A 19,837-nucleotide genomic window follows, 5' to 3' on the forward strand; every position below is an offset into this window, starting at 1 on the left:
CGGCGAGCCGGCTTCTTTTGCCTAGCGATAGGTGAAGGGAAAATGGAGACGTATGTTGCGACGACGCCCTTTGGGCGGCGAACCATGAAGCTTGGCCAAATTGCAAGCCAGGTGAAGGCACGCACGGCGGCGAAGGACGCCGTCGTGCATAAGTGGCAGACCTTTCAACACATCCGCGAGGCCCGGGATCTCGTCGGAGCAACGGATCGCGCGCTTGCGATCCTGAATGCGCTGTTGTCGTTCCATCAGGAGACGGCTCTCTCCATAGATAGCGATATCGTCGTATGGCCGTCGAACGAGCAACTGATGGCCCGTGCCAACGGCATGCCGCCCACGACCCTTCGCCGGCATCTCGGCGTGCTCGTCGAGTGCGGGCTGATCATTCGGCGGGATAGCCCGAACGGGAAGCGCTACGCTCGGAAGGGGCGGGGAGGGCAGATCGAGCAGGCCTTCGGCTTCGATCTCTCGCCGATTGTCGCGCGCGCTGCCGAGTTCAAGGACATGGCGGAAGCCGTGCAGACCGAGAAGCAGGCCTTCCGCGTCGCCAAGGAGCGGCTGACGCTCCTGCGCCGGGATATCGTCAAGATGATCGACACCGGCATCGAGGAACGCGTGCCGGGCAACTGGGGAAAGGTCCAGCAGAGCTACCAGGCGGTAATAAGCCGTTTACCACGTTCGGCACCCCGACGGCTGGTCGAGAGCATCTGCGAGGAGCTTGAGGCGCTCTGGCGGGATATCCGTGAGGTGCTGGAATCATTTGTAGATTCCCAAAAAATGGACGCCAATGAGTCCCATTCTGGTCGCCACAAACAGAATTCAAATCCAGACCTTCATACTGAATCTGAATATAGCCTTCGAAATGAAAAAGAAGCGGACGGCAGCGTCAGGAAAGCCGACAACATCCGGAGCCTACCGAAGCGGGAATTGCCTCTTGGGATCGTGCTCGACGCCTGCCCTGGCGTGCTGGAACTGATGCAGGGCGGCGAAATCCGGCACTGGCGGGACTTCCTGGCCGCGGCGGAACTGGTCCGGCCGATGCTGGGGATCAGCCCGAGCGCCTGGCGGGAAGCACAGGAGGCGTTGGGCGAGCAGCACGCCGCCATCACGCTGGCCGCGATCTACCAGCGCGCCGACCAGATCGGGTCACCCGGCGGCTATCTGCGCAGCCTGACGGAGCGCGCAAAGGAGGGGAAGTTCTCGACCTGGCCGATGATCATGGCGCTGCTGCGGGCCAAGCTCGATGCGCAGAAGGCCCGGCACGATACGGAACGGCAGCAGTCGGCGGATTCCGGCGAGGGTGGCGGTCTCCACGTCTCGGAAGCGCTGCTGAAAAGCCTGAAGAAGCCGAAGGGGCGATAAAGGCAGAGGAGTGCGGTTTGATGAACTTGTCCGCAAGGAGCGAAATGACTATCTTTCAAGGGTCATGAGCACGCATCTGGCCTTGGTCCTGTCGACGGTGAACGCACCCTATGGCGAGCAGCTTGACGGTGCGCAGCTGGCTCATTGTCTGTCGGATATCACACTGGCAAAGCAGTATCCCGGCCAGGTAAGCGCCTTCCTGGGAGAGGTGCCTCTCGCCAACCAGCTGAAGTTCGCGGACGCTTATCACATTCCGTTTGCGTCGCTGAAGGCTCTGGCAAGTGATTTCGCGGCCTGGTCGGGCGAGAGCTATGCTCTCGCCGCCTGATGACCGAGCTTGCCAATCGTCGTCCTTCGGAGTGGCAGCGGCTTTTTGCCATTGCTTCCGATCTCATCGATCAGGTGAGGGTGGCGACCGGCGGATATGATTTCGAATGGTCGTTCGGCGGTGGCACGGCGATGATGATCCAGATCGGTCATCGTGAAAGCCATGACATCGACCTGTTCATCAACGATCCGCAATTGCTTGGATTCCTCGATCCATCGAGAAGCGGATTGAGCTTCAGCGTCGTGCCTGCAGCCTACGAAGGTGATGGAGCGCGATTCCAGAAGTTTGCCTTCGACCAGCTGGGCGAGATCGATTTCATCGTTGCGGGGCCACTGACAGCTGTTCCCGTGGTGGCACGTGTTGTCGAGGGGCAGCCCGTCCAGCTCGAGACCATCCCCGAGATCATTGCCAAGAAAATCGTCCACCGGGGCGCCGTTGCCAGGGCACGGGACATCTTCGATCTTGCTGCCGCGTCACGCGAGCAGCGGCCGGAGGTGATCTCTGCGTTACGAGCCTTTCCCGAGCAAGTGGGGGCGACGCGGCAACGCCTCGCTGCGCTGAACCCGGAATTCGTCGCGAAAACGATCTCGCAGCTGATGATCAAGCCGGCCTATGAGGCTATGGCCCCGGACAGCCTTGCAATCGCCACCGATCTCCTTGACGAGGTCCTGCACGCTTCGTACCGGTCATGCTGACCCGCGATGGTGATCGCTACAGGCAGTTTCTCCTGCCGGAACTGACTTCGCGGGAAGCGGGCAATCGGGCAGGGGCCTTGCCTACAGCCCTGCGGCCTTGGTGAGATTGACCCGGAAGCGGTCGCGGCGGCGCTGGTAGCGTCGGGTCATCTCGGCAGAGGCGTGGCCAAGCTGCTTCTGCACATGACGCTCATCGACCTGGGCCGAGGAGGCCAGCCCGGCACGCAACGAGTGGCCAGCGAATTTCTCCTCCCGTTCGCCTTCTGTGAGGTCGCCACGGACGCCTGCGGCGAGCGCGGTGCGCTTCACCAGCCGAGCGACCTCGCGGTCATTGAGCCGGTCGGGCCCGACATCCTTGCCCCGGCCGGTCACGCGCCGGAACAAGGGACCGTGGCCGATCTTCGCCAGCTTGAGCCAAGTCTCCAACGCCACGACCGGGCAGGTGGCATCCGACGAGCCGCGGCCGACTTCCACCTCACGCCAGCCGGTTTTGCCACGTAGGGTAACGAGCAGGCCCTTGTCAAGAATCTCGACCCAGCCGCTGCCATCCTCGGTTTGATCTCGGCCGACATCGAGCCCGACGATTTCCGAGCGGCGAAGCCCGCCGGCGAAGCCGAGCAGCAGCATGGCACGATCGCGCAGGCCGCGCAGCGAGCCGCGGTGAAGCATCTCCAGCATGGCGACGAGGTCCTCGGGCAAAACCGCTTCCTTCTGCCGGGGAGGGGAGGCGTGGGTGTTGCGGATGCCGGCCAGCACGGTGGCGATGTGACGGTCGCTGCGGTCGAGCGGAGTGCCGTGCTGGGTGTAGTTCCAGGAGATCGCCGAAAGACGGCGCTCGATGGTCGAGACCGCGTTTGGCTTGCCACCGGGAACCGCGGCGCCCGAGGCACAGGCGGTGATGTAGAGGCCGACGACCTGCGGGGAGGGGGGCAGGAGCTCGAGCCCCTGCCGGCGACACCAGCCGGAAAAGTGCTTCCAGTCGGTCGCGTAGGCGCGCCGGGTGTTCGCCGAGCTCGCCGCCTCGACGTAGCCCCGCGCCCGTTCGGTGAGGGGCTCGAGATGTGCCGGCACGGCAGAGGATCCCGGGTTCACCGGCTCCGGGAGGGCAGGGGAGCGGGAGTTGGCCGGACCTGTCTCTCTGAAATCCGGATCAGTCTCGGCCGTCATGCCTCAACATCCCAGGGATCGATCATCGATGCGCCGGTGTCCTCGAAATCTCTCACATTGCGGGTGACCAGGATCAGGTCGTGGACGATCGCCGTGGCGGCGATCAGCCCGTCGATGTCGCCGCGCGGGCGGATCGCGGCGATGCGGCCCCATTCGACCGAGATCTGATCGCTCACCGGCAGGATGCGCTCGGCATGATCGTTGCGGATCCTGCGCAGCCACTCGGCGAGGTGCCCGGCGGTCTTCGGATCGGATCTCTGCTTCAAGGCGATGCCGCGCATGATCTCGCCGAGCGTCAGGGTGCTGAGATGCACGCTGAGCGGGTCCGCGCCGCGCAGCCAGGCGAGCGCCGGCAGAGCGCCGCGGCGGGCCTCGGAAATGATGTTGGTGTCGACGAGGTACATCAGAGCGCGACGTCGCGGCTCGGCGTGGTCGCCCGCGTGCTGACGGCCTCGGCGAGCTCGTCGTCCCAGGCCGGGCCGGCGAGGAGGTCGTCGACCAGGCTCGGCCGGCCGGCGCGCAGCGCGTCGTAGTCGGCGGCCGAGAGCACGACGGCGGCACGCTCGCCGCGCAGGGTGACGATCTGCGGCCCCTCGGTGCGGGCTTTCTGCACCACCTTGGAGAACTGGTTCTTGGCGTCCTGCAGCGGCCATTCCATGTCTGCGTGCTCCTGGCTAGACTGTCTAGCTATATAGGCGCGATTTCTGACGGGTCAACGCCGCGAATTCCAGCGCTTCTGGGGCGATTTTGCCCGGATTCGGTGGTGTCGCACTGCTTTTTTCCCCGTGACGTTGCCCCCTGAAATGACCCCGCTCAGAAGCTAGGATCCGTCGAGAGGAGACGGACGATGCGCAAGAGCCGGTTCAGCGAGGAACAGATCATCGGGATCCTGAAGGAGCACCAGGCCGGAATCCCGGTCGTGGACCTCTGCCGGAAGCACGGGATCAGCGACGCGACCTTCTACACGTGGCGCACGAAGTACGGCGGGATGGAGGTGTCCGACGCCCGCAACCTTAAGGCGCTCGAGGAGGAAAACCGGAAGCTGAAGAAGCTTCTGGCCGAGTCGATGCTCGACGTAGCCACTCTCCGCGAGGCTCTTGGAAAAAACTTCTGACGCCCAGTTCCCGGAGGAAGGTCGTGACCTGGGCGATCGAGGAGAAGGGCTACTCGCAGCGGCGTGCGTGCGGCCTCATCGGCATCGAGCCGAAGACCTATCGCTACGCCTCGACGCGAGGCGACGATACCGCGCTCCGCCAGCGCCTTCGTGAGCTGGCGAGCTTGCGTCGGCGGTTCGGCTATCGGCGTCTGCTGATCCTGCTTCGGCGAGAGGGCAAGGAGATCAACCACAAGAAGCTCTTCAGGCTCTACCGCGAGGAGCGGCTGTCGGTGCGCCGTCGCGGCGGACGCAAGCGAGCGCTTGGCACGCGAGCGCCGATGACCTTGCCGCAGGCACCCAACCAGCGATGGAGCCTGGACTTCGTCTCCGATGTGCTCGCGGACGGACGCCGGTTCCGCGTGCTGGTGATCGTCGACGACTTCACCCGGGAGTGCCTGGCGCTCGTGGCCGACACGTCGCTGTCGAGCCACCGGGTCGTACGGGAGCTGGACGCCATCATCCAACGTCGTGGCAAGCCGCTCATGGTCGTCAGCGACAACGGCACCGAACTGACCTCGCACGCGGTCCTGCGTTGGCAGCAGGACACAGGTGTCGAGTGGCACTACATCGCTCCCGGCAAGCCGGTTCAGAACGCCTTCGTCGAGAGCCTGAACGGCCGCTTCCGCGACGAATGTCTGAACGAGCACCTGTTCCAGGGCTTGCCGATGGCACGTCGGATCATCGAAGCTTGGCGGATCGACTACAACGGCCACCGGCCTCACACGAGCCTCGGCGGCCTTACCCCAAACGAGTTCGCAGCCCGGTCCAGGCAGGACCACAACCAGAACGGATTCTGGTTATGAACGAGGGCATTCAGGGGGCAACGTCAACCGGAGAAGGCTCTTCGGGCATTAGAACGTGCCTTTGCGCTCGGCGCCAGGGGTTCCGGTGTGGCCATTAGACTCGCGAATGCCTATGTCGCACGAGGGAAGAAGGATAAGGCAGAAAGTATCTACACGACAGCTTTGGAGCGGCTCCCGGACGATAAGCAACTGCACCTCGAAATGGCCAAATTTCTTCTCGCCGGCGGGGGCGATCGCAATCTAATCGGGGGGCATCTGGCCCGCAGCTACAGCAAGGGTGATCACAATTTCGACTCCCGGCACCTCCATGCACAGTTTCTGTTCCTGATAGGATCGGCCGCCGAGGCTGCGGAGATTTTTGCCGAGGTGGATAAACGGGCGCCAGCCGATTGGAGGTCGGCAATTCCCCGGCGGGACTCTCCCATTTCGAAACTCCTCGGCCGATATAGCGGTATCGTGAGAAAGCAGGAGTTGAATTATCTCTTCGTGAGATCATCAGCCTACCCAAAGGACATCTATGGTCGGCAGGACCAGGCGTCTCCCGATGATTGGCTCAATCTCACGGTCGGGTCAGAGATGAACTTCCTGATTCAGTTCACCAGATCGGGTCCTATTGCCACCGACATGAAACCGGGCCGCGTTGCCATGAGCGCCGGCGCCTAACGATTTTCGTTTCCTCGTTGCTGCGTAGCGGACCCCGCACAATCTCAGGCATCATCGCGCGGCTGTGGCACCACGAGCCCCAGCCGGAGCGCTTGGTCCAACAGGGACTTGACCGAGGAGGCCGCCCATTGCCGCCCGCCACGCGGCGTCCGCTCGCGCATCCGCTCAAGCTGGGCGGCGATGTCGCGCAAGCTGAGATCCGGGTCGGCGATGGCGATGCCGGCGACGAGCGTCATCAGCCGATCCTCGGGCGGGCGCCGCGGTGAGCGCCGAAGCAGCTCCGCCTCCGCCATCCTCTCCTGCACGAGTCGATGCACGGCGCGCCGCAGCTTTTCGATGGTCCAGCTCTGGCCGCGATTGTTTAGTACCCGCACCACGTCGTCCCAGCTGTGCTGCGGACGCAGGCGCCGCACGATCGGCAGCCAGACCGAGGCCGAGGCGATCAGATCGCCCACATAGACACGCTGACGTGCCGCCGAGGCGGCGCGGATGGCTTCCGGCCGACGCTCGCGCAGGCCGGGATTGCCGGCGATCTTGCCCCGCGCCTTGGCCGCTCGCATGCCGGCCTTGGTGCGTTCGGCGATCAGAGCACGCTCAAGCTGGGCGACGGCCCCGAGCACCTGCAGCGAGAACATGCCCTGCGGCGTCGAGGTGTCGATCGGGTCGCGCAGCGAGCGGAAGTGGGCCTGACGTTCCTCCAGCTTGAGGTGGTCCCCGAAATCCGGACAGGGAGTTAAGCTTGGTTCGGCCTGACGGAAGGACGAGCCCGATGACCGGGAAGAGGAAGCGATATTCATCGGATTTCAAGGCGAAGGTGGCCCTGGAGGCACTGCGCGGGGAACAGACGGTGGCCCAGTTGGCGGCGAAGCATGGTCTCCACCAGACCATGATCAACGCTTGGAAGAAGCAGGCCATCGAGGGGATGGCCGCAGTGTTCTCCGGCAAGGCGGAAGCGGCCGACGCCGCCCGCGAGAGCGAGATCGACCAGCTCCATGCCAAGATCGGCCAACTGGTGGTGGAACGGGATTTTTTGCGTCGGGCCTCCGGGCGATGAGCGTGGGGGCAAAACGCGACATGATCGAACCGGATCACCCCCGACTACCGATCACGCGCCAGTGCGCCCTGGTCGGCATCAGCCGGTCGGCTTTCTACGGCGGGCCGCGGATCGAAAGCCCCGAGACTCTTGCCATTATGCGGGCGATCGACGGCCAGTTTCTCGAGACGCCGTGGTACGGCTCGCGGCAAATGGTGCGCCATCTGCGCCGGCAGGGGCACGAGGTTGGGCGCAAGCGTGTGCGGCGCCTCATGGCCCGCATGGGGCTGGCCACCATCTACCAGCGGCCGAAGACCACGGTGCGCCACCCGCAGCACCGCATCTTCCCCTATCTCTTGCGCACCATGGCGATCGAGGAGCCCGACCAGGTCTGGTGCGCCGACATCACTTACATCCCGATGCGGCGCGGATTCCTGTATCTGGTCGCCATCATGGACTGGCACAGCCGCAGGGTTCTCTCCTGGCGGCTCTCCAACACCATGGAGGCCGACTTCTGCATCGAGGCACTGGAGGAGGCCTTGTCCCGGTTCGGGCGGCCGAGCATCTTCAACACCGACCAGGGAAGCCAGTTCACCAGCCCGCGCTTCGCAAAGGTGCTGCTGGACGCTGGCGTGCGGATCTCCATGGATGGCCGCGGCCGGTGGATGGACAACGTGTTCATCGAGCGCCTCTGGCGGTCCCTGAAATACGAGTGCATCTACCTCAACGCCTTCGAGACCGGGTCCGAGGCCCGCGCCGGGATCGGCCGATGGATCACCTACTACAACCGCACGAGGCCCCACTCGGCTCTCGGCGGCAGAACGCCGGAGGAGGTCCACATGGCCTGCGACGGCATCAACAAGGCGGCGTGACACACACCAGAACCAAGCTTAGCGAAGCCGCCAAAATGTCCGGCGAATGGGGACCACCTCAGCTCCTCGATCACCACGAGTAGGTGGCTGACCGAGCGGGCGAGGCGGTCGAGCCGCACCACCACCAGGACGTCGCCGGCGCGGATCTCGCGCATCAGCTTGGCCAGCACCGGCCGGGCCCGCGAGGCCCCGGAGCCGTGCTCCTGGTGGATGATCTGGCAGCCGGCCGCGCGCAGCTCGTCGACCTGGGCATCGGTCGCCTGCTCGTCGGTCGAGACCCGGGCATAGCCGATCAGGCGGCGAGCCGGCCGGGGAGGGGAGAAGGCGGGGCGGGCCATGGTGCTTCCAGGGGCGATTATAGGGCCTTTGTACAATCAATACAGATTTGAGCAAACGAACCTTTGCAGGCGTGTTTTATCGACCGCGCCAGAGGGCCGGGGAGGCCTATCGGTCACCGTAGATGGGTTCGAGTGCCAGAAAGGACCAAAACGGCCGCCTGTGGCGCTCTGAGCGGAAAACAGGCGATTTCAACGGATTTGGAGGTTGCCTGGCGCTGTGAGGCTGACTTTCCGCCTAGCGGGTGTCCCTCGCGGCTAAAGCGGCGCCGGAAATCCGCCGATCTTGGCGGAGCGGTCCGCCCAATTAGGGCGAGGACTCCACCCATGTCAGCCGACGGTTTTTCATGAGACTGGCGATCGCTTATTTTCAATGGGTTAGCCGATTCAGAATTTGTGAGACCGAGTCGGATCTGCTGAGACGGAACCGTCACGCGATTCAGTTATGGTGAGACTAGATTGATCGACCATCCGCGTGAATAGGCATGGAACGCGACCAGCTCGACGAACAGGAATGGCAGAACGCGCTCAGGTATGCAGATGTTCTACGACGGATGCCACAACGCCCGAGTGCAGCTGATGTCGCGGACGCTATGGCGGAGCTTGCCGTCAGTCGCGCGACCTTATTACGGTGGCTAAAGCGGTACCGGACGGAGGAGCGCGCCACTGCGCTCATTAGTCGAAAGCCAGGGCGGCGTGCCGGAATCGACGCCTTTGATCCTGCCCTGAAGGCGATCGTCGACCGCAACATCACGACATTCTACGCCACACCCGAGAAGCCCACGTTGACGCGCCTGTGGAAGCGAATCTCGGCCGATTGCCGGGTGAGCGAGTTGGCGCCGCCCTCAATCAGACGCCTGAAAGGATACCTTGCGACGTTCGATACGGAAGCTATGACGCGCCGTCGCGAGGGCAAGGCCCGGGCCGACGCGCAGTTCCTGGCACTACCCGGCGAGCTTTCAGCGCAGCATCCGCTGCAGATCGTCCAGATCGATCATACGAAGGTCGACGTGACGGTGGTCGACCCGATCGAGAGGCAGCCGATCGGTCGACCGATCCTCACCATCGCGATCGATGTCTGTACCCGGATGGTGCTGGGCTTTTACCTGTCTCTGGAGGCGCCGTCGGTGACGTCGGTGGCGCTTTGCTTGACGCACGTGATCATCGACAAGACCCGCTGGCTGCAGGGTCGGGGGATTTCGCTGGATTGGCCGACGAGCGGCCTGCCCGAGTGCATTCATGTCGATAACGGCGCTGAATTCCACGCGCGCGCCTTCAAGAGGGGCTGCGACGACCACAATATTGCCATCTCCTACCGTCCGCCGGGAACACCGCGTTTCGGGGGGCACGTCGAGCGCCTGATCGGCACGATGATGGGGGCGGTCCATCTGCTGCCCGGCACGCATTTTTCCAATGTGCTGGACCGCGGCGACTATGATCCCGAGGCGCGCGCCGTGATGACCATGCGCGAGCTCGAGGCCTGGCTGGCGCTGGAAATCATCGCCTACCATTCCGATCTGCACCGCGGTATCGGCCGGCCGCCCGGTGCGGCCTGGCACGAGGCCATATCCGGGCGCCCTCCGCGGCAGGTGCGCGATCCGCTCGCCTTCCTGATCGACTTTCTACCATTTGAGCCGCGTGTACTGCGGCGAACCGGCATCCACATCAACAACATCTGCTACTGGTCGGACGGCTTTGCCCCCTGGATCGGCCGGAGCAGCGACAAGGTTCTCGTCAAGTACGATCCGCGGGATCTGCATCGGGTCTTCGTCAAGCTGGGTGGGAACTATCTGATGGCGCCCACGCGCAACCCTGGACGCCCGGCCATCACGCTGTGGGAGCAGAAGGCGGCGCTGCGCGTGCAGCGGGCGCGCGGCCGCCGGGAGATCGATGAGGAAACGATCTTCCAGACGATCGCTGCGCAGCGTGCCCTGGTCGAACAGGCAACCCGGGACACCACACAAGCCCGCAGGCTGCGCGCGCGGCGCGCTCATCTGCAGGCAAGGCCAGCGCTTCCGGCAAGCGCGCCGGCGGACGAGCCGGTGATCGCCTTGCCGCATTTCCCGGTGGAGGTATGGGAATGACGGCTTATCCGCATCTCGATCCCGCCGTTCAGGCCTATGCCGATCTGCCCGCGCGGGAGCGCATCGAGCACATCCGGGTGGATCGATGGATCGACTATCCGCGTGCCCGCCAGGCGCTCGACAAGCTCGAAGAGCTGCTGTTGTTTCCCAAGCGCGCCCGCATGCCCAACCTGCTGATCTTCGGCGCCTCGGGCATGGGCAAGACGATGATTATCGAGAAGTTCGTGCGCGCTCATCCGCCTCGGTTCGATGAGCGCAGCGGAATCCATCACCGGCCTGTCATCGTCGTGCAGATGGTCCCCTCCCCGGATGAGGGGCGGTTTTATCATCGCCTTCTGTCGGTGATTGGCGCGCCGCCGCCAACCCGTGCCACACTCGGACAGCTCGAAACGCAGGCGCTGCGGCTGCTTCAGGAAACCGCGCCACGCATGCTGATCATTGACGAGGTTCAGAATCTGATTGCGGGCACCTACCGGGAACAGCGCCGAATGCTCAATCTGCTGCGCTTCCTCGGTAACGAACTGCGGATTCCCCTGATCTGCCTTGGCTCGCACGAGGCGCGTGATGCGATCCGGGGCGATGCCCACCTCAACAGCCGCTTTGAGCCGTACGGCTTGCCGCCGTGGCGGCACGATGCCGACTTCCATGGCCTGATCGGCGGTCTCCTCTACTCCTTGCCGCTGCGCCTGCCGTCCGAGATGACGGACAGCGCGCTCAAGCGGCTTGTCGAAGCCAATGGCGGCATCACGGCATCGATCTTCCGGATGGTGATCGAGCTCGCCACGGATGCCATCCTCTCGGGAACCGAGCGGATCACGCCGACTGCGATCCTCGATCATCGTGTCGCCGCGCCGGCGACCTTCGCCGCGGCCTAAACCGTGACGGGGGAGGGGAGGGCGCCGCTGCCGATCGTGCCGCCGCCCTTTCGAGACGAGCGGCTGAGTTCCTGGCTGGAGCGGATCGCCGACGTCTATCTGGTGTCCCTGGACGAGCTGCAAGCGCATATTGGTTGCGTTCGTCCGGCATTGCAGCTTGAGTTCGAGCCTGTGCAGGCCGACATGGAGCGCATCGCAGTCGCGACGAACAGTTCGGCCGAACGTCTGTTCGCCATGACCTTCCGTGGCGCACCGCCGCGCTATCGCAGCCTGCTTCGACCCAGCTCCAGAGAGATTTGCCCGGCCTGCTCGCGCGGCACGCAACGACCGCAGCGTCTGAGAGGCTGGTCGTTTGCCTTTGCGTTCTGGTGCGATCGGCACCGTGAGCCACTATTCGGCGGCGAAATGAGCGGCGTCAGCGCGCTCGGCGATGAAGCATCAGGCCGTCGGGGTGCGGAAGTCCTGCTTCAATGGGCAATGGAGAGGGAGATTGCCGCGATTCCTGTCGGCTCGGTGCTGTCGCTGCTGCTTTTGCCGTCTCGGAAATCGTCGCCTCCGGAACCGTGGGAACTCGCGCACTTGCCGATCCCGCATCAGCGCGATCCTTCCGTTCTGTCGCGACCCTGCCGGCGCCCGGTTCTGAGTGTCGTGGTGCCGGAATTCAGGACTGCGGTGCCGATCAGCGATCAGCGTCTGTCTTCAACCATCGCCGATCTGCCGAGTGCGCCACGGGCGGAGCGGTACGCGCTTGCCATCGGCGTTGCCCGGGTTCTGAAGAATCCGATCGGCGCGATCGTTCGTGTCCTGGAGGTTTCCGACGAGTTCGGCCGAAAGAAGGTAATGGCGCTGATCGACGGATGGCCGGCGGCAATCCGCTACGCTGTCGGACGTGCCGCTCCCTGCACCAGGCACAGCGGGGAGGCCGGAAGAGCGGTGACAGGTGCCCGTTTCAGCCATCAACGGGTTCAAGCGCTCTCCTGATCCCCCAAAAAAGCTGGAGGCCCGCCAAGGCCGCTCAGAAGCCCGCAGGCGGCCACTAGCCGTTTTCCGACCCTTGCCTCGCCCAACCCGTTCGATCGGCCTCAGCGGCCTCCTGACGAGGTCGATGGAATGGGGTCTGCGTCCGCATCCGGCGACGTCCACCGAACAGCAGGCTGTCTTCAAGATGTGCGAGCCGCGCTTGGCCGGGCTTCCGCGCTGATCGGGGCGGTATTCCCGAGACAATGTCCATCCAAACCGGAAATCGTGAGACTGCGTAACAAGGCGCGCCTCTGGCTGGGAAAGGCGTCTGGAAACCAACGATTTCAGTCTGTTAGCAACGCGCCCAGCTCTGGATCTGGCAGGCTGTCTCACGAAAACCGCTTCAAAAAACGGCTCGACGGCGGCCGAGTCTCACGAATTCCGGTCTGCTGACACGGTCTGCTGACAATTTCAGGGGGCAACGTCATCGATCATCTCCTCTATAAAGAGCAATACGACCGATAATGCAACATTATCGGACGTTTTTATTCGGCGACAGGGCGTGCGCTTCATGGCGTTTCTTCTGGCTCAAACCGCACAGCGCATCTATCCTTCCGGACGATGCCCGCGCCCGATTCGACCCTGCCCGCCGCCTCCGATGCGCCCGCCGTGCCCGGCTGGGCGATCCCGCGCGCGCATGTCGAGGATCCGGCCGAGGCTGCCTATCTGGCCGGCGCGGCGTTGAATTCACTCGACAATCTCGTGCGTGCCGAGCCCACCTGGGCTGGCGCCTGGCGCCGGCGGCTTGCCCTGCGCGCCGCGGCGGCGACCGGCCGGCTGCTTGGTCATCGCGAGGACGAGGCGGCGCTGCGCGACGCCTGGCACCTGCGCCCCGCCGGCGCCGATCCCGGGCCGGCCGGCAATGTCCTGGCGGCGTGGCGACGGCTTGCTTCCCGCTCGCCGGCGATCGACGGCGACGGGCTGCGCGCGATCGTCGGCCTGCTCGGCCTCGCCTGGAGCGACAGGTTTGCCGCGATCCCCGAGTTCGTCGCCGAGCACGCGCGCGCGAGCCGGCCGGCCCCGCTGGTCGCCGCGACTGTGGCTGACGAGGTTGCGGCAAGCGGTCCTCAGGCCGAGGCGCTGGCCTGGTGGTGCGCCGATCTGGCGCTCGCCGCGCGTTTCCGGTGGCCTTTCGCCGTGCCGATCCTGGCGACGCAGATCCATGCGCCGCTGCTGCGCGGCGGCCCAAGCCGGAGGCGCCTGCGGCCGGGAGAGGAGGGGTTTGCGCGCGCGGCCTGTGTCGCGGCCGCGGCGGGCGGGGCGGAGGCCTGCCGGCTCGCCGGCGAGATCGCCGCCCGCGGCCGGCGCCTCGAGGCGGCGACGCCGAAGCTGCGGACAAAGGGGGCAGGGGAGGCGATCCGGCTTCTGCTCGACGACGACGCGGTGTTGGGATCGCTGACGACGCCGGCGCTGTCGCGCTGGGCGGCGCGACGGCTGTTCGACCGCCTGCACACGCTCGGCGCGGTGCGCGAGCTCAGCGGCAGGCCGAGCTTCCGGCTCTACGGATTGTAGCCATGGCACGCCGGCGTCGCGCAGAGGGAGTTCTCGACACCGAGCTCGCCGAGCTTCCGCCGGAGCTGCGCTGGCGCGAATGGGTCGCGCGGGTCGAGGCGGTGATCTTCGCGGCGCCCGGTCCGGTCGAGCGCGAGACGCTCGCCCGTGTGGTCGGCCGCGCCTGCAGCATCGAGCTCGTCATCGACGACATCCGCGAAAATTTGCGCGGTCACGCCTACGACCTGGTTTCGGTCGCCGGCGGCTGGCAGCTGCGTTCGCGGCCGCGCTACGCCGAGGCGATCCATGCCGCCTTCGGCTCGACGCCGGCGCCGGTGCAGCTCTCCCAGGGCGAGATGCTGGTGCTGGCCTGCATCGCCTACCACCAGCCGGTGACGCGGGCCGAGCTCGGCGAGATGATCGGCAAGCAGGTCAGCCGCGACACCATCGCCGAGCTGCGCGCGCTCGGCTTCATCGCCGCCGGCCCGCGCAGCCCGCAGCCGGGCGCGCCATACACTTATGTCACGACGAAGGGGTTTCTGTCTCATTTCGGCCTCGACACGCTGCGCGACCTGCCCGACATGGAGGCGCTGGAGGATGCCGGCCTGCTCAGCAAAGACACGCTGCTGGCCGATGATATTCCGCTGGGGCTCATGGCGGGCGAGGGAGACGAGGAGGACCTGGACGGAGACGACGTCACGGATGACGAGCCTTACGACCTCGACGACGGATCAGGTGGGAACGGATGACCGTTGTTGACGATCACGACGAAGACGGCCCCATGAGCGTGCGCGAACATCACCTCGTCGTCGCGACGGCAAGCCGCTGATCCGATGCTGAGCTGCACGGCGGCCGTTGAGACATAAGCCTCAAGAAGCTGCTTCCGCGAATATCTGCCCTAATGCTGGTTGCCCGTGGGAGCCACCGGCGCGGATTTGTTCAGCGACGCCAGAGGATGGCGGAAGTAGTGTTCGTTCATGATCTTGGTGATCGCGCCCGATTTCGCCAGCCCAAGATAGGCGCGCACAGCGTCGCCATCTCTCCATACGATCTCAAACCTCGGATCGGCGGCCTGATCCGCGAGCCACGCGGCCGCGTCGGGGCGGAAGCGGCCATTGCTCCAGAACTCGAAGGAAAATGAGCGGCCCGCGTAGCGGCCGGCAGCCGAGAGCGCTTCGTAGATTACAGGCACCCGATCCTCTCGCCATCTTCTGACCTGATCGAGGGTCACCATGTTGCCCGGCACCTTCGCCTTGCATTCAATCGCCAGGACCGATTTTCCGTCCGGCCGATCTAGCAGGACATCGATGTCGGCCGCGCGCCGGGTCAGAGGGTCCTTGACCTGTACACCGGCCTTCACGAAGCCGCCGTCGACCTCTTTGACCAGATAGGCCACGGCGAGTTCGAAGAGGGCGCCGCGGAGGTTGTCGGCGGCGCCTTCTATCCGGGTCAGCTCGCGGAGCACCTTGTCCAAGTGCTCCGGATTGACGGCGACTGTCGCTCCGAGGTTGGTCAGCATGTCGACTAACTCATGGAGGGCCCGGGCGATGATATCGCCGAGCAACTGCGCCGTTGTCGTCGGCAGCATTCCCTTTTGCTTGGCGAGGCTGTGGCCGTCCGCGGTGAAGGCCTCTGCGACTAGGAAAGGCATAATTGGCGGGAATGTCGGCAAGGCGGAGGCCATGTCGTGCTTGCGCACCATCGCCGCGACGGCGGACGCGTCCAGGAGGCCGCGTAGATTGATGTCAGCGACAACGAAACCCGGCTTGAGCCCTACTTCGCCGGCCCTGGCCAAAGGACGGATGTAAGACGGCCCAGAGAGGTCCCAGGCGATCGAGGAGACCTCGGGCGCCGGGTCTTCGCCGCGAATCCGGGTCTGCTGATAGCTCGTGAAGCCCAGCTTCCTCATCCAGTCACGCACGCCTTCGAGCGCGACGGATTCGGCAAGCATGCGAGCGCGCAGGACTTCAGGCGTATCGCACTGATAGACATGCGGCCGGAACTTCACATAGGTCTCTTCGCCGATTTCCTCGATCTCGAGGAGCTGGATGGCGATGAGCCGATCGAGAAGATGGCGAGGTGGGTATTGCCCTTTGCGAGAGGCAGGCGCGCCGCACACGCCCGGAAAGTCGATAAGGCGGACACGCCCGCCGCGAGCTTTCATGCCCGTGACTGCTGCCCAATAGGCGGCCCCGCCGCGCTGGAACGCGCGCTCGACGGCAAGCCAAAATGGGGCATCGCCGAACTGGTCGCCGAGGTAGAGAAAACGCGCATTGTGCTGGAATCGCACGCCGGCAAGCTTCACGACGTCGAAATCTCGCGCGCCGCGCGCAATGCGTTGACGCGCCGCGTCGGCGGAGACACCCTCTGCGACGAGCCGCTCAACCAGCTCGGTGCTCAGGGACGGCCCGACCTTGCGCAGCACGCTTGTCAGGGATTCAGCACGTGGCGAGAGAAGGTTTGTCACACTGCTCTATTTATAACAGGTTCTCTTTTCGCGGGCGTCGTTTTCGCGGCTTGTCGGCGAGAAAATAAATCGATGTCTTTTCAAGCACATACGCATGACGCAACAGAGCCGATTCTTACCCTCTGTCACACCCCCTGACAAGTTTAGGGGTCACAAGCACTTCCTTGGCCTGCGTGAGCGCTCGCTCCCGCCTCAACGCGAAACGGCAGCTGTCGGTTTGCGGGCGACCCGGGGGTTGCGGGGCTGCACATCGACCGCCAAGACCTGGTCCCGGACCTGATCCGTCAGCCGCCGGCGCAACAACCGAATGAGGTCTACCCCGGAAGTCAGCTTCGCGAGGTCCTCGCCCGTGACCACCAGCACGGTTTGGCCGGCCGCCATCGCGGTCGCGACATGAAAGAAACCGGCGGACTTCCTCGCAGGGTCTCCCGTCAGCCCTTCCAGCGCGATAAAGATGCCGCTCGATCGCCCCTTGTCCTTCAGCGTGGTTGCAAAATACCGAAGATCCCGTCCGGAGGCGGGCTTCGACCAGGCCTTGCACTCCACGAGCAGAGGGCAGTCCATGAAGTGCAGGCCCGTCCGTTCGCGGTGGTTCCAGAAATAGAGGTCAATCTCCTCGGTCCCGTAGGCGCTCTCGACGTCCTGATCCTCAAGATCGAGGCCCGGAACCGACAGGAAGATATCCCGGATGAGCGCTTCGAGCCGCGGGCCCTTCACCATCGGGTCGGAAGAGGCGCGGATCGCGGCCAGTTCGCTGGCGATCCAATCCGGATCGAGGGTCATTCGCGTGCTCCGCCGACGAACGCCGCGCGGCGCCGACGCTGGAGTATGTCCTGTTCGAACGTCCCCGCTTCGAGGCCGTTGATCACGTCGTCGACGGATATCGCGATGACGTCTGGGGTCGCGAACGAGGTTGGAGGCGACGCCGACCGATCGTGGTCGAAGACGAGAAGGCCCAGGCTCGCATCGCTTTTTGCCAGTAATTTGCTGAGCTTGCCGACATAGAACTCCGCGTTCTTGATGACGCTTCCCGAGCCGCCCCGAAGTACCTTGCATTCAACGAGGATTGGGCCGCCCAGCGCGTAGGCGACGTCGTTGAGCCATACGACAAAGTCGACGCCGCGGTCGGCTCCTGGCTGTCCGGCCCGCTCCACATCAGCGCCCGACGCCTCAAGAACACGGCCGATGAGGCTCTCGAATTCCTCGTAGCGGTGCGGTGAACCGGGGTCCCGTAACGCTCGCAGTTCATCGCGCGCCCAGCCGAGTTTCCTCCTGTGCGCCAGGGGTGGTTCGTCACTCAACGGCGGCGGCGACTTGGCATTCCGGAGGAAGCGGGCAATGTCAGCCGCCACGTCCGGAAGGCGATCGAGGCTATCGAGCGACCGGTAGATGATGCCATGGAGGTCGGAAGGGGGCGTCCTTCCGAACGTGAACACAAGCGCCGGCTTATTCATGCCGCGCGCGACGCCGAGCTCGAAGATGGCGTTCTCGGCCTCCTGGTGTGTCAAGACAACGACGATGAAGTCGGCACTCGCGATGCCTCGCAGAATCTCATCGGTGAGCGATGCGCCGAGGGAAATGGCATTGGCCGAGAGAACGGCGACCCCGAATCCCGTGAGCATGTTGGCGATGGCTTCTGTCGCCTGGCCAGCGGGCCCGGAAACGAAGCAGGTTCGAAAGCGGGGCTCTGGCTTGGTCTCGGTCATGCCTGTCCGTCTCAATCCGTATTCTCACCCGCAGCTTGGTTGAGAATCACATGGCTGCATGGATGCAACTTGCGCCATCCCCGGCAAGACGTCTGCGTGTCCTTCGCGGCATCGGCTCATACCCCGCAGAAGAGGGGTGTGAGCGGACGCCGACGGCGAAGCACGAGCCGGATTTCTAGAGCGGGATGTCAGCCGCGTTACGGGGACGAACATTGATAGGGTTCTGGGCCTCCATACCGCTGGAGCATACCAACTACAATATTTAGGGGACGCCCATTTCGGCGCGGCGTGATCGCCGGTGTGCCATCGGGCCTGGTTCGCAGCGCACTGTTTAGGGCCTCAAGGGCCCGCTCGTTGTACGAGAAGGTCATGCTTCTTGGCATGTATCATGCGCCGACATAAGAAGAACCCCACCCAAAAGAGATGGGGTTCTTCTCGACCGGAATGGGCATTCCGCCAGCCTTAATTCGGGCGAATGGCGGATCCAAGACCTCCTGCCCCAATTGCCTATGTGATGAAATCAGCTGTCCACTCAAGCACCGCTGGATGATAAGCTTCCAGCTTCCGAACGACCGAATCCAATGGCTCACCTAAAGTCTTGTGCGACATCAAAATGAAATCGCACCAGTCTTCCGGGAAATACATGCCCGCCCATTTTGGGCGGCGCCATTCATAATCGTTCGTCTGGCACCAAGGCTGGCCGCACTCGTCAAAGGTTCCAGCAAACCAACCAGGCGGATTGATGTACGGCTCATCGATATGAATGGGTTTTCCAGTCTCCGGGTTCATCCATGCCGACTGGTGATCCATGCCCCTGTAACGCGGGGTCGGGGCACGGCGCCAACTTCGCGAATTGGCGGGTACCAGTCCGGTCGCATCGACGAACTGGATTGTCCGTGCAACCCGGGTGAGGTCTGACCGTGCAAATTCTTCCTGACTGAAGTTAGATGCTTCGATAAGGAAGCGATTTCCCTTCCGGCGACGAATCCGGATTCTTGGCAAGCGGCCAATTCCGCGACAGGGAAGATCGTCGACCGATCGCGATAGCGGAAGCCGAAGCGCCACCCTTTGGGTCGTACCCAGCTGCGACTCCCCCCAGTCTTGCTCGAGAATGATCTCGTGCCGCAGAGGAATCACTGATTGATCGGAACTGTATAGTCGGAGGAAGTACTGATAACTGAGTGCACCGCTCTGGCGCGCTGCCCAGTCGAGGGCGTCGTGATAAGGAATGTTCTCACGCCGACTGATTCTTCTCGCCTTCCTCTTCAGACCGGAGACAGTCTTCGGGAACTGGCTATTGATATCGTAGCCCATCTTCTTCGATCCATTGCCCTGCGAAGTCACCCGCCAAACACGCAAGGTCCGATCAAGAGAAGCGGAGCCAAATTCCACGTTCCATTGCCGAAATACGGCTTCGCTCGGGCGGGTGTGCAGGCCTATGGATAGGCACAATTCAAAATACCTCCGCTATCGGGTTGCCACAAGGCTCCTTTGAACAAGATCCACAGGCGCCCGCCCGTATCGCCATATGCCGCGAGCTGGGCCAGTCGGCAGCATGTAGCCGGTCCCGCCGGTTGCGATGGATTGCGTGATGCCGGCGCTGACATCACTGCCTAGTGTCGAAGGTGCCGAAGGCCGACGTGTCCATGACCGCTAGTCTCACCCCGTAGCCGCTTCACGTCGTGCGCATGAGGACATCGAGGGAGGGGAGTATGGAGATCCACGACGGGGCGCCCTCGATGCCGGAACCTTCGGGAAAACCGAAAGCCGCAGCCCCGGGCGC

The 19,837-nt window shown here is 64.1% G+C and carries 18 protein-coding genes and 2 pseudogenes; 11 read left to right on the top strand and 9 right to left on the bottom strand.

Annotation, left to right across the window (positions count from 1 at the left end; translation table 11 throughout):
• The first annotated feature begins 42 nt into the window (after nt 1-42).
• From repC to AAC979_RS21845, 3 genes are all read left to right on the top strand, one after another.
• Nucleotides 43-1,359 (top strand): plasmid replication protein RepC, encoded by a 1,317-nt coding sequence (gene repC, locus AAC979_RS21835; RefSeq protein ID WP_244451111.1) that lies wholly within the window; start codon nt 43-45, stop codon nt 1,357-1,359.
• Between the two features lie 64 nt (nt 1,360-1,423).
• Complete coding sequence (locus tag AAC979_RS21840) at nt 1,424-1,687, top strand: hypothetical protein (RefSeq protein ID WP_244451110.1); 264 nt, start codon at nt 1,424-1,426, stop codon at nt 1,685-1,687.
• A complete protein-coding gene (locus tag AAC979_RS21845; RefSeq protein WP_244451109.1) occupies nt 1,687-2,382 on the top strand; it encodes a nucleotidyl transferase AbiEii/AbiGii toxin family protein in 696 nt (231 codons plus the stop codon). Before AAC979_RS21840 ends, AAC979_RS21845 begins: the two co-directional genes overlap by 1 nt.
• 81 nt (nt 2,383-2,463) lie before the next feature.
• Here AAC979_RS21845 and AAC979_RS21850 read toward each other — a convergent pair whose 3' ends face one another.
• From AAC979_RS21850 to AAC979_RS21860, 3 genes are read right to left on the bottom strand one after another with little or no spacing between them, the layout of a single operon-like run.
• A complete protein-coding gene (locus AAC979_RS21850) occupies nt 2,464-3,549 on the bottom strand; it encodes a site-specific integrase (RefSeq protein WP_244451108.1) in 1,086 nt (361 codons plus the stop codon).
• A complete protein-coding gene (locus tag AAC979_RS21855) occupies nt 3,546-3,953 on the bottom strand; it encodes a type II toxin-antitoxin system VapC family toxin (protein ID WP_244451107.1) in 408 nt (135 codons plus the stop codon). The genes AAC979_RS21850 and AAC979_RS21855 overlap by 4 nt, the downstream gene beginning before the upstream one ends.
• Nucleotides 3,953-4,207, bottom strand: a complete 255-nt coding sequence (locus AAC979_RS21860; RefSeq protein ID WP_244451106.1) for a type II toxin-antitoxin system Phd/YefM family antitoxin — start codon at nt 4,205-4,207, stop codon at nt 3,953-3,955. The genes AAC979_RS21855 and AAC979_RS21860 overlap by 1 nt, the downstream gene beginning before the upstream one ends.
• A gap of 189 nt (nt 4,208-4,396) precedes the next feature.
• Between AAC979_RS21860 and AAC979_RS21865 the strand changes: the two genes are divergently transcribed.
• Together AAC979_RS21865 and AAC979_RS21870 are read left to right on the top strand one after the other, a co-directional pair.
• Nucleotides 4,397-5,508, top strand: a protein-coding gene (locus tag AAC979_RS21865) for an IS3 family transposase (protein WP_371346076.1) whose coding sequence is annotated in 2 segments (ribosomal slippage) — nt 4,397-4,652 and nt 4,652-5,508 — 1,113 coding nt in all. Because the reading frame shifts where the segments join, the coding sequence is not laid out codon by codon here.
• A gap of 75 nt (nt 5,509-5,583) precedes the next feature.
• Nucleotides 5,584-6,171 (top strand): annotated as a pseudogene (locus AAC979_RS21870) (tetratricopeptide repeat protein); the annotation flags it as partial.
• A gap of 44 nt (nt 6,172-6,215) precedes the next feature.
• On the opposite strand, the gene AAC979_RS21875 reads toward AAC979_RS21870, so the two are convergent.
• Entirely contained in the window at nt 6,216-6,968 is a 753-nt protein-coding gene (locus AAC979_RS21875) for a recombinase family protein (RefSeq protein ID WP_371349229.1), read from the bottom strand.
• On the opposite strand from AAC979_RS21875, the gene AAC979_RS21880 reads away from it, so the two are divergent.
• Nucleotides 6,941-8,076 (top strand): IS3 family transposase gene (locus AAC979_RS21880; protein WP_371345425.1). Its coding sequence is split into 2 segments (ribosomal slippage): nt 6,941-7,196 and nt 7,196-8,076, totalling 1,137 coding nucleotides; the frame shifts between segments, so codons are not numbered across the junction. The two genes, AAC979_RS21875 and AAC979_RS21880, sit on opposite strands and share 28 nt — an antisense overlap.
• Nucleotides 8,077-8,135: 59 nt before the next feature.
• Here AAC979_RS21880 and AAC979_RS21885 read toward each other — a convergent pair.
• Nucleotides 8,136-8,414: pseudogene (locus tag AAC979_RS21885) on the bottom strand (recombinase family protein); the annotation flags it as partial.
• Between the two features lie 482 nt (nt 8,415-8,896).
• Here AAC979_RS21885 and AAC979_RS21890 point away from each other — a divergent pair.
• From AAC979_RS21890 to AAC979_RS21910, 5 genes are all read left to right on the top strand, one after another.
• A complete protein-coding gene (locus AAC979_RS21890) occupies nt 8,897-10,495 on the top strand; it encodes a Mu transposase C-terminal domain-containing protein (protein WP_371349230.1) in 1,599 nt (532 codons plus the stop codon).
• Nucleotides 10,492-11,370 (top strand): TniB family NTP-binding protein, encoded by an 879-nt coding sequence (locus AAC979_RS21895; RefSeq protein ID WP_371349231.1) that lies wholly within the window; start codon nt 10,492-10,494, stop codon nt 11,368-11,370. The genes AAC979_RS21890 and AAC979_RS21895 overlap by 4 nt, the downstream gene beginning before the upstream one ends.
• A 3-nt stretch (nt 11,371-11,373) precedes the next feature.
• Nucleotides 11,374-12,351, top strand: a complete 978-nt coding sequence (locus tag AAC979_RS21900) for a TniQ family protein (RefSeq protein WP_371349232.1) — start codon at nt 11,374-11,376, stop codon at nt 12,349-12,351.
• 600 nt (nt 12,352-12,951) lie between these two features.
• Nucleotides 12,952-13,902: a DUF1403 family protein gene (locus AAC979_RS21905; RefSeq protein ID WP_371349233.1), complete on the top strand. Its 951-nt coding sequence runs from the start codon at nt 12,952-12,954 to the stop codon at nt 13,900-13,902.
• A 2-nt stretch (nt 13,903-13,904) separates the two neighbouring features.
• Complete coding sequence (locus AAC979_RS21910; RefSeq protein ID WP_371349234.1) at nt 13,905-14,630, top strand: SMC-Scp complex subunit ScpB; 726 nt, start codon at nt 13,905-13,907, stop codon at nt 14,628-14,630.
• A 149-nt stretch (nt 14,631-14,779) separates the two neighbouring features.
• On the opposite strand, the gene AAC979_RS21915 is transcribed toward AAC979_RS21910, so the two are convergent.
• From AAC979_RS21915 to AAC979_RS21930, 4 genes are all read right to left on the bottom strand, one after another.
• Nucleotides 14,780-16,306, bottom strand: a complete 1,527-nt coding sequence (locus AAC979_RS21915) for a hypothetical protein (protein ID WP_371349235.1) — start codon at nt 16,304-16,306, stop codon at nt 14,780-14,782.
• Between the two features lie 234 nt (nt 16,307-16,540).
• Nucleotides 16,541-17,131: a restriction endonuclease gene (locus tag AAC979_RS21920; RefSeq protein WP_371349236.1), complete on the bottom strand. Its 591-nt coding sequence runs from the start codon at nt 17,129-17,131 to the stop codon at nt 16,541-16,543.
• Nucleotides 17,128-18,054, bottom strand: coding sequence for a restriction endonuclease (locus AAC979_RS21925; RefSeq protein WP_371349237.1), 927 nt, complete (start codon nt 18,052-18,054; stop codon nt 17,128-17,130). The genes AAC979_RS21920 and AAC979_RS21925 overlap by 4 nt, the downstream gene beginning before the upstream one ends.
• Nucleotides 18,055-18,561: 507 nt before the next feature.
• Nucleotides 18,562-19,368, bottom strand: a complete 807-nt coding sequence (locus AAC979_RS21930; protein ID WP_371349238.1) for a hypothetical protein — start codon at nt 19,366-19,368, stop codon at nt 18,562-18,564.
• Between the last annotated feature and the right edge of the window lie 469 nt (nt 19,369-19,837).

It is taken from the genome of Ancylobacter sp. IITR112 (assembly GCF_041415945.1).
In the GTDB taxonomy this organism is placed as follows: domain Bacteria; phylum Pseudomonadota; class Alphaproteobacteria; order Rhizobiales; family Xanthobacteraceae; genus Ancylobacter.

Coding starts and splice junctions, on each gene's coding strand:
- repC (WP_244451111.1), top strand. CDS start 43: ATGGAGACGTATGTTGCGACGACGCCCTTTGGGCGGCGAACCATGAAG.
- AAC979_RS21840 (WP_244451110.1), top strand. CDS start 1,424: ATGAGCACGCATCTGGCCTTGGTCCTGTCGACGGTGAACGCACCCTAT.
- AAC979_RS21845 (WP_244451109.1), top strand. CDS start 1,687: ATGACCGAGCTTGCCAATCGTCGTCCTTCGGAGTGGCAGCGGCTTTTT.
- AAC979_RS21850 (WP_244451108.1), bottom strand. CDS start 3,549: ATGACGGCCGAGACTGATCCGGATTTCAGAGAGACAGGTCCGGCCAAC.
- AAC979_RS21855 (WP_244451107.1), bottom strand. CDS start 3,953: ATGTACCTCGTCGACACCAACATCATTTCCGAGGCCCGCCGCGGCGCT.
- AAC979_RS21860 (WP_244451106.1), bottom strand. CDS start 4,207: ATGGAATGGCCGCTGCAGGACGCCAAGAACCAGTTCTCCAAGGTGGTG.
- AAC979_RS21875 (WP_371349229.1), bottom strand. CDS start 6,968: ATGAATATCGCTTCCTCTTCCCGGTCATCGGGCTCGTCCTTCCGTCAG.
- AAC979_RS21890 (WP_371349230.1), top strand. CDS start 8,897: ATGGAACGCGACCAGCTCGACGAACAGGAATGGCAGAACGCGCTCAGG.
- AAC979_RS21895 (WP_371349231.1), top strand. CDS start 10,492: ATGACGGCTTATCCGCATCTCGATCCCGCCGTTCAGGCCTATGCCGAT.
- AAC979_RS21905 (WP_371349233.1), top strand. CDS start 12,952: ATGCCCGCGCCCGATTCGACCCTGCCCGCCGCCTCCGATGCGCCCGCC.
- AAC979_RS21910 (WP_371349234.1), top strand. CDS start 13,905: ATGGCACGCCGGCGTCGCGCAGAGGGAGTTCTCGACACCGAGCTCGCC.
- AAC979_RS21920 (WP_371349236.1), bottom strand. CDS start 17,131: ATGACCCTCGATCCGGATTGGATCGCCAGCGAACTGGCCGCGATCCGC.
- AAC979_RS21925 (WP_371349237.1), bottom strand. CDS start 18,054: ATGACCGAGACCAAGCCAGAGCCCCGCTTTCGAACCTGCTTCGTTTCC.
- AAC979_RS21930 (WP_371349238.1), bottom strand. CDS start 19,368: ATGGGCTACGATATCAATAGCCAGTTCCCGAAGACTGTCTCCGGTCTG.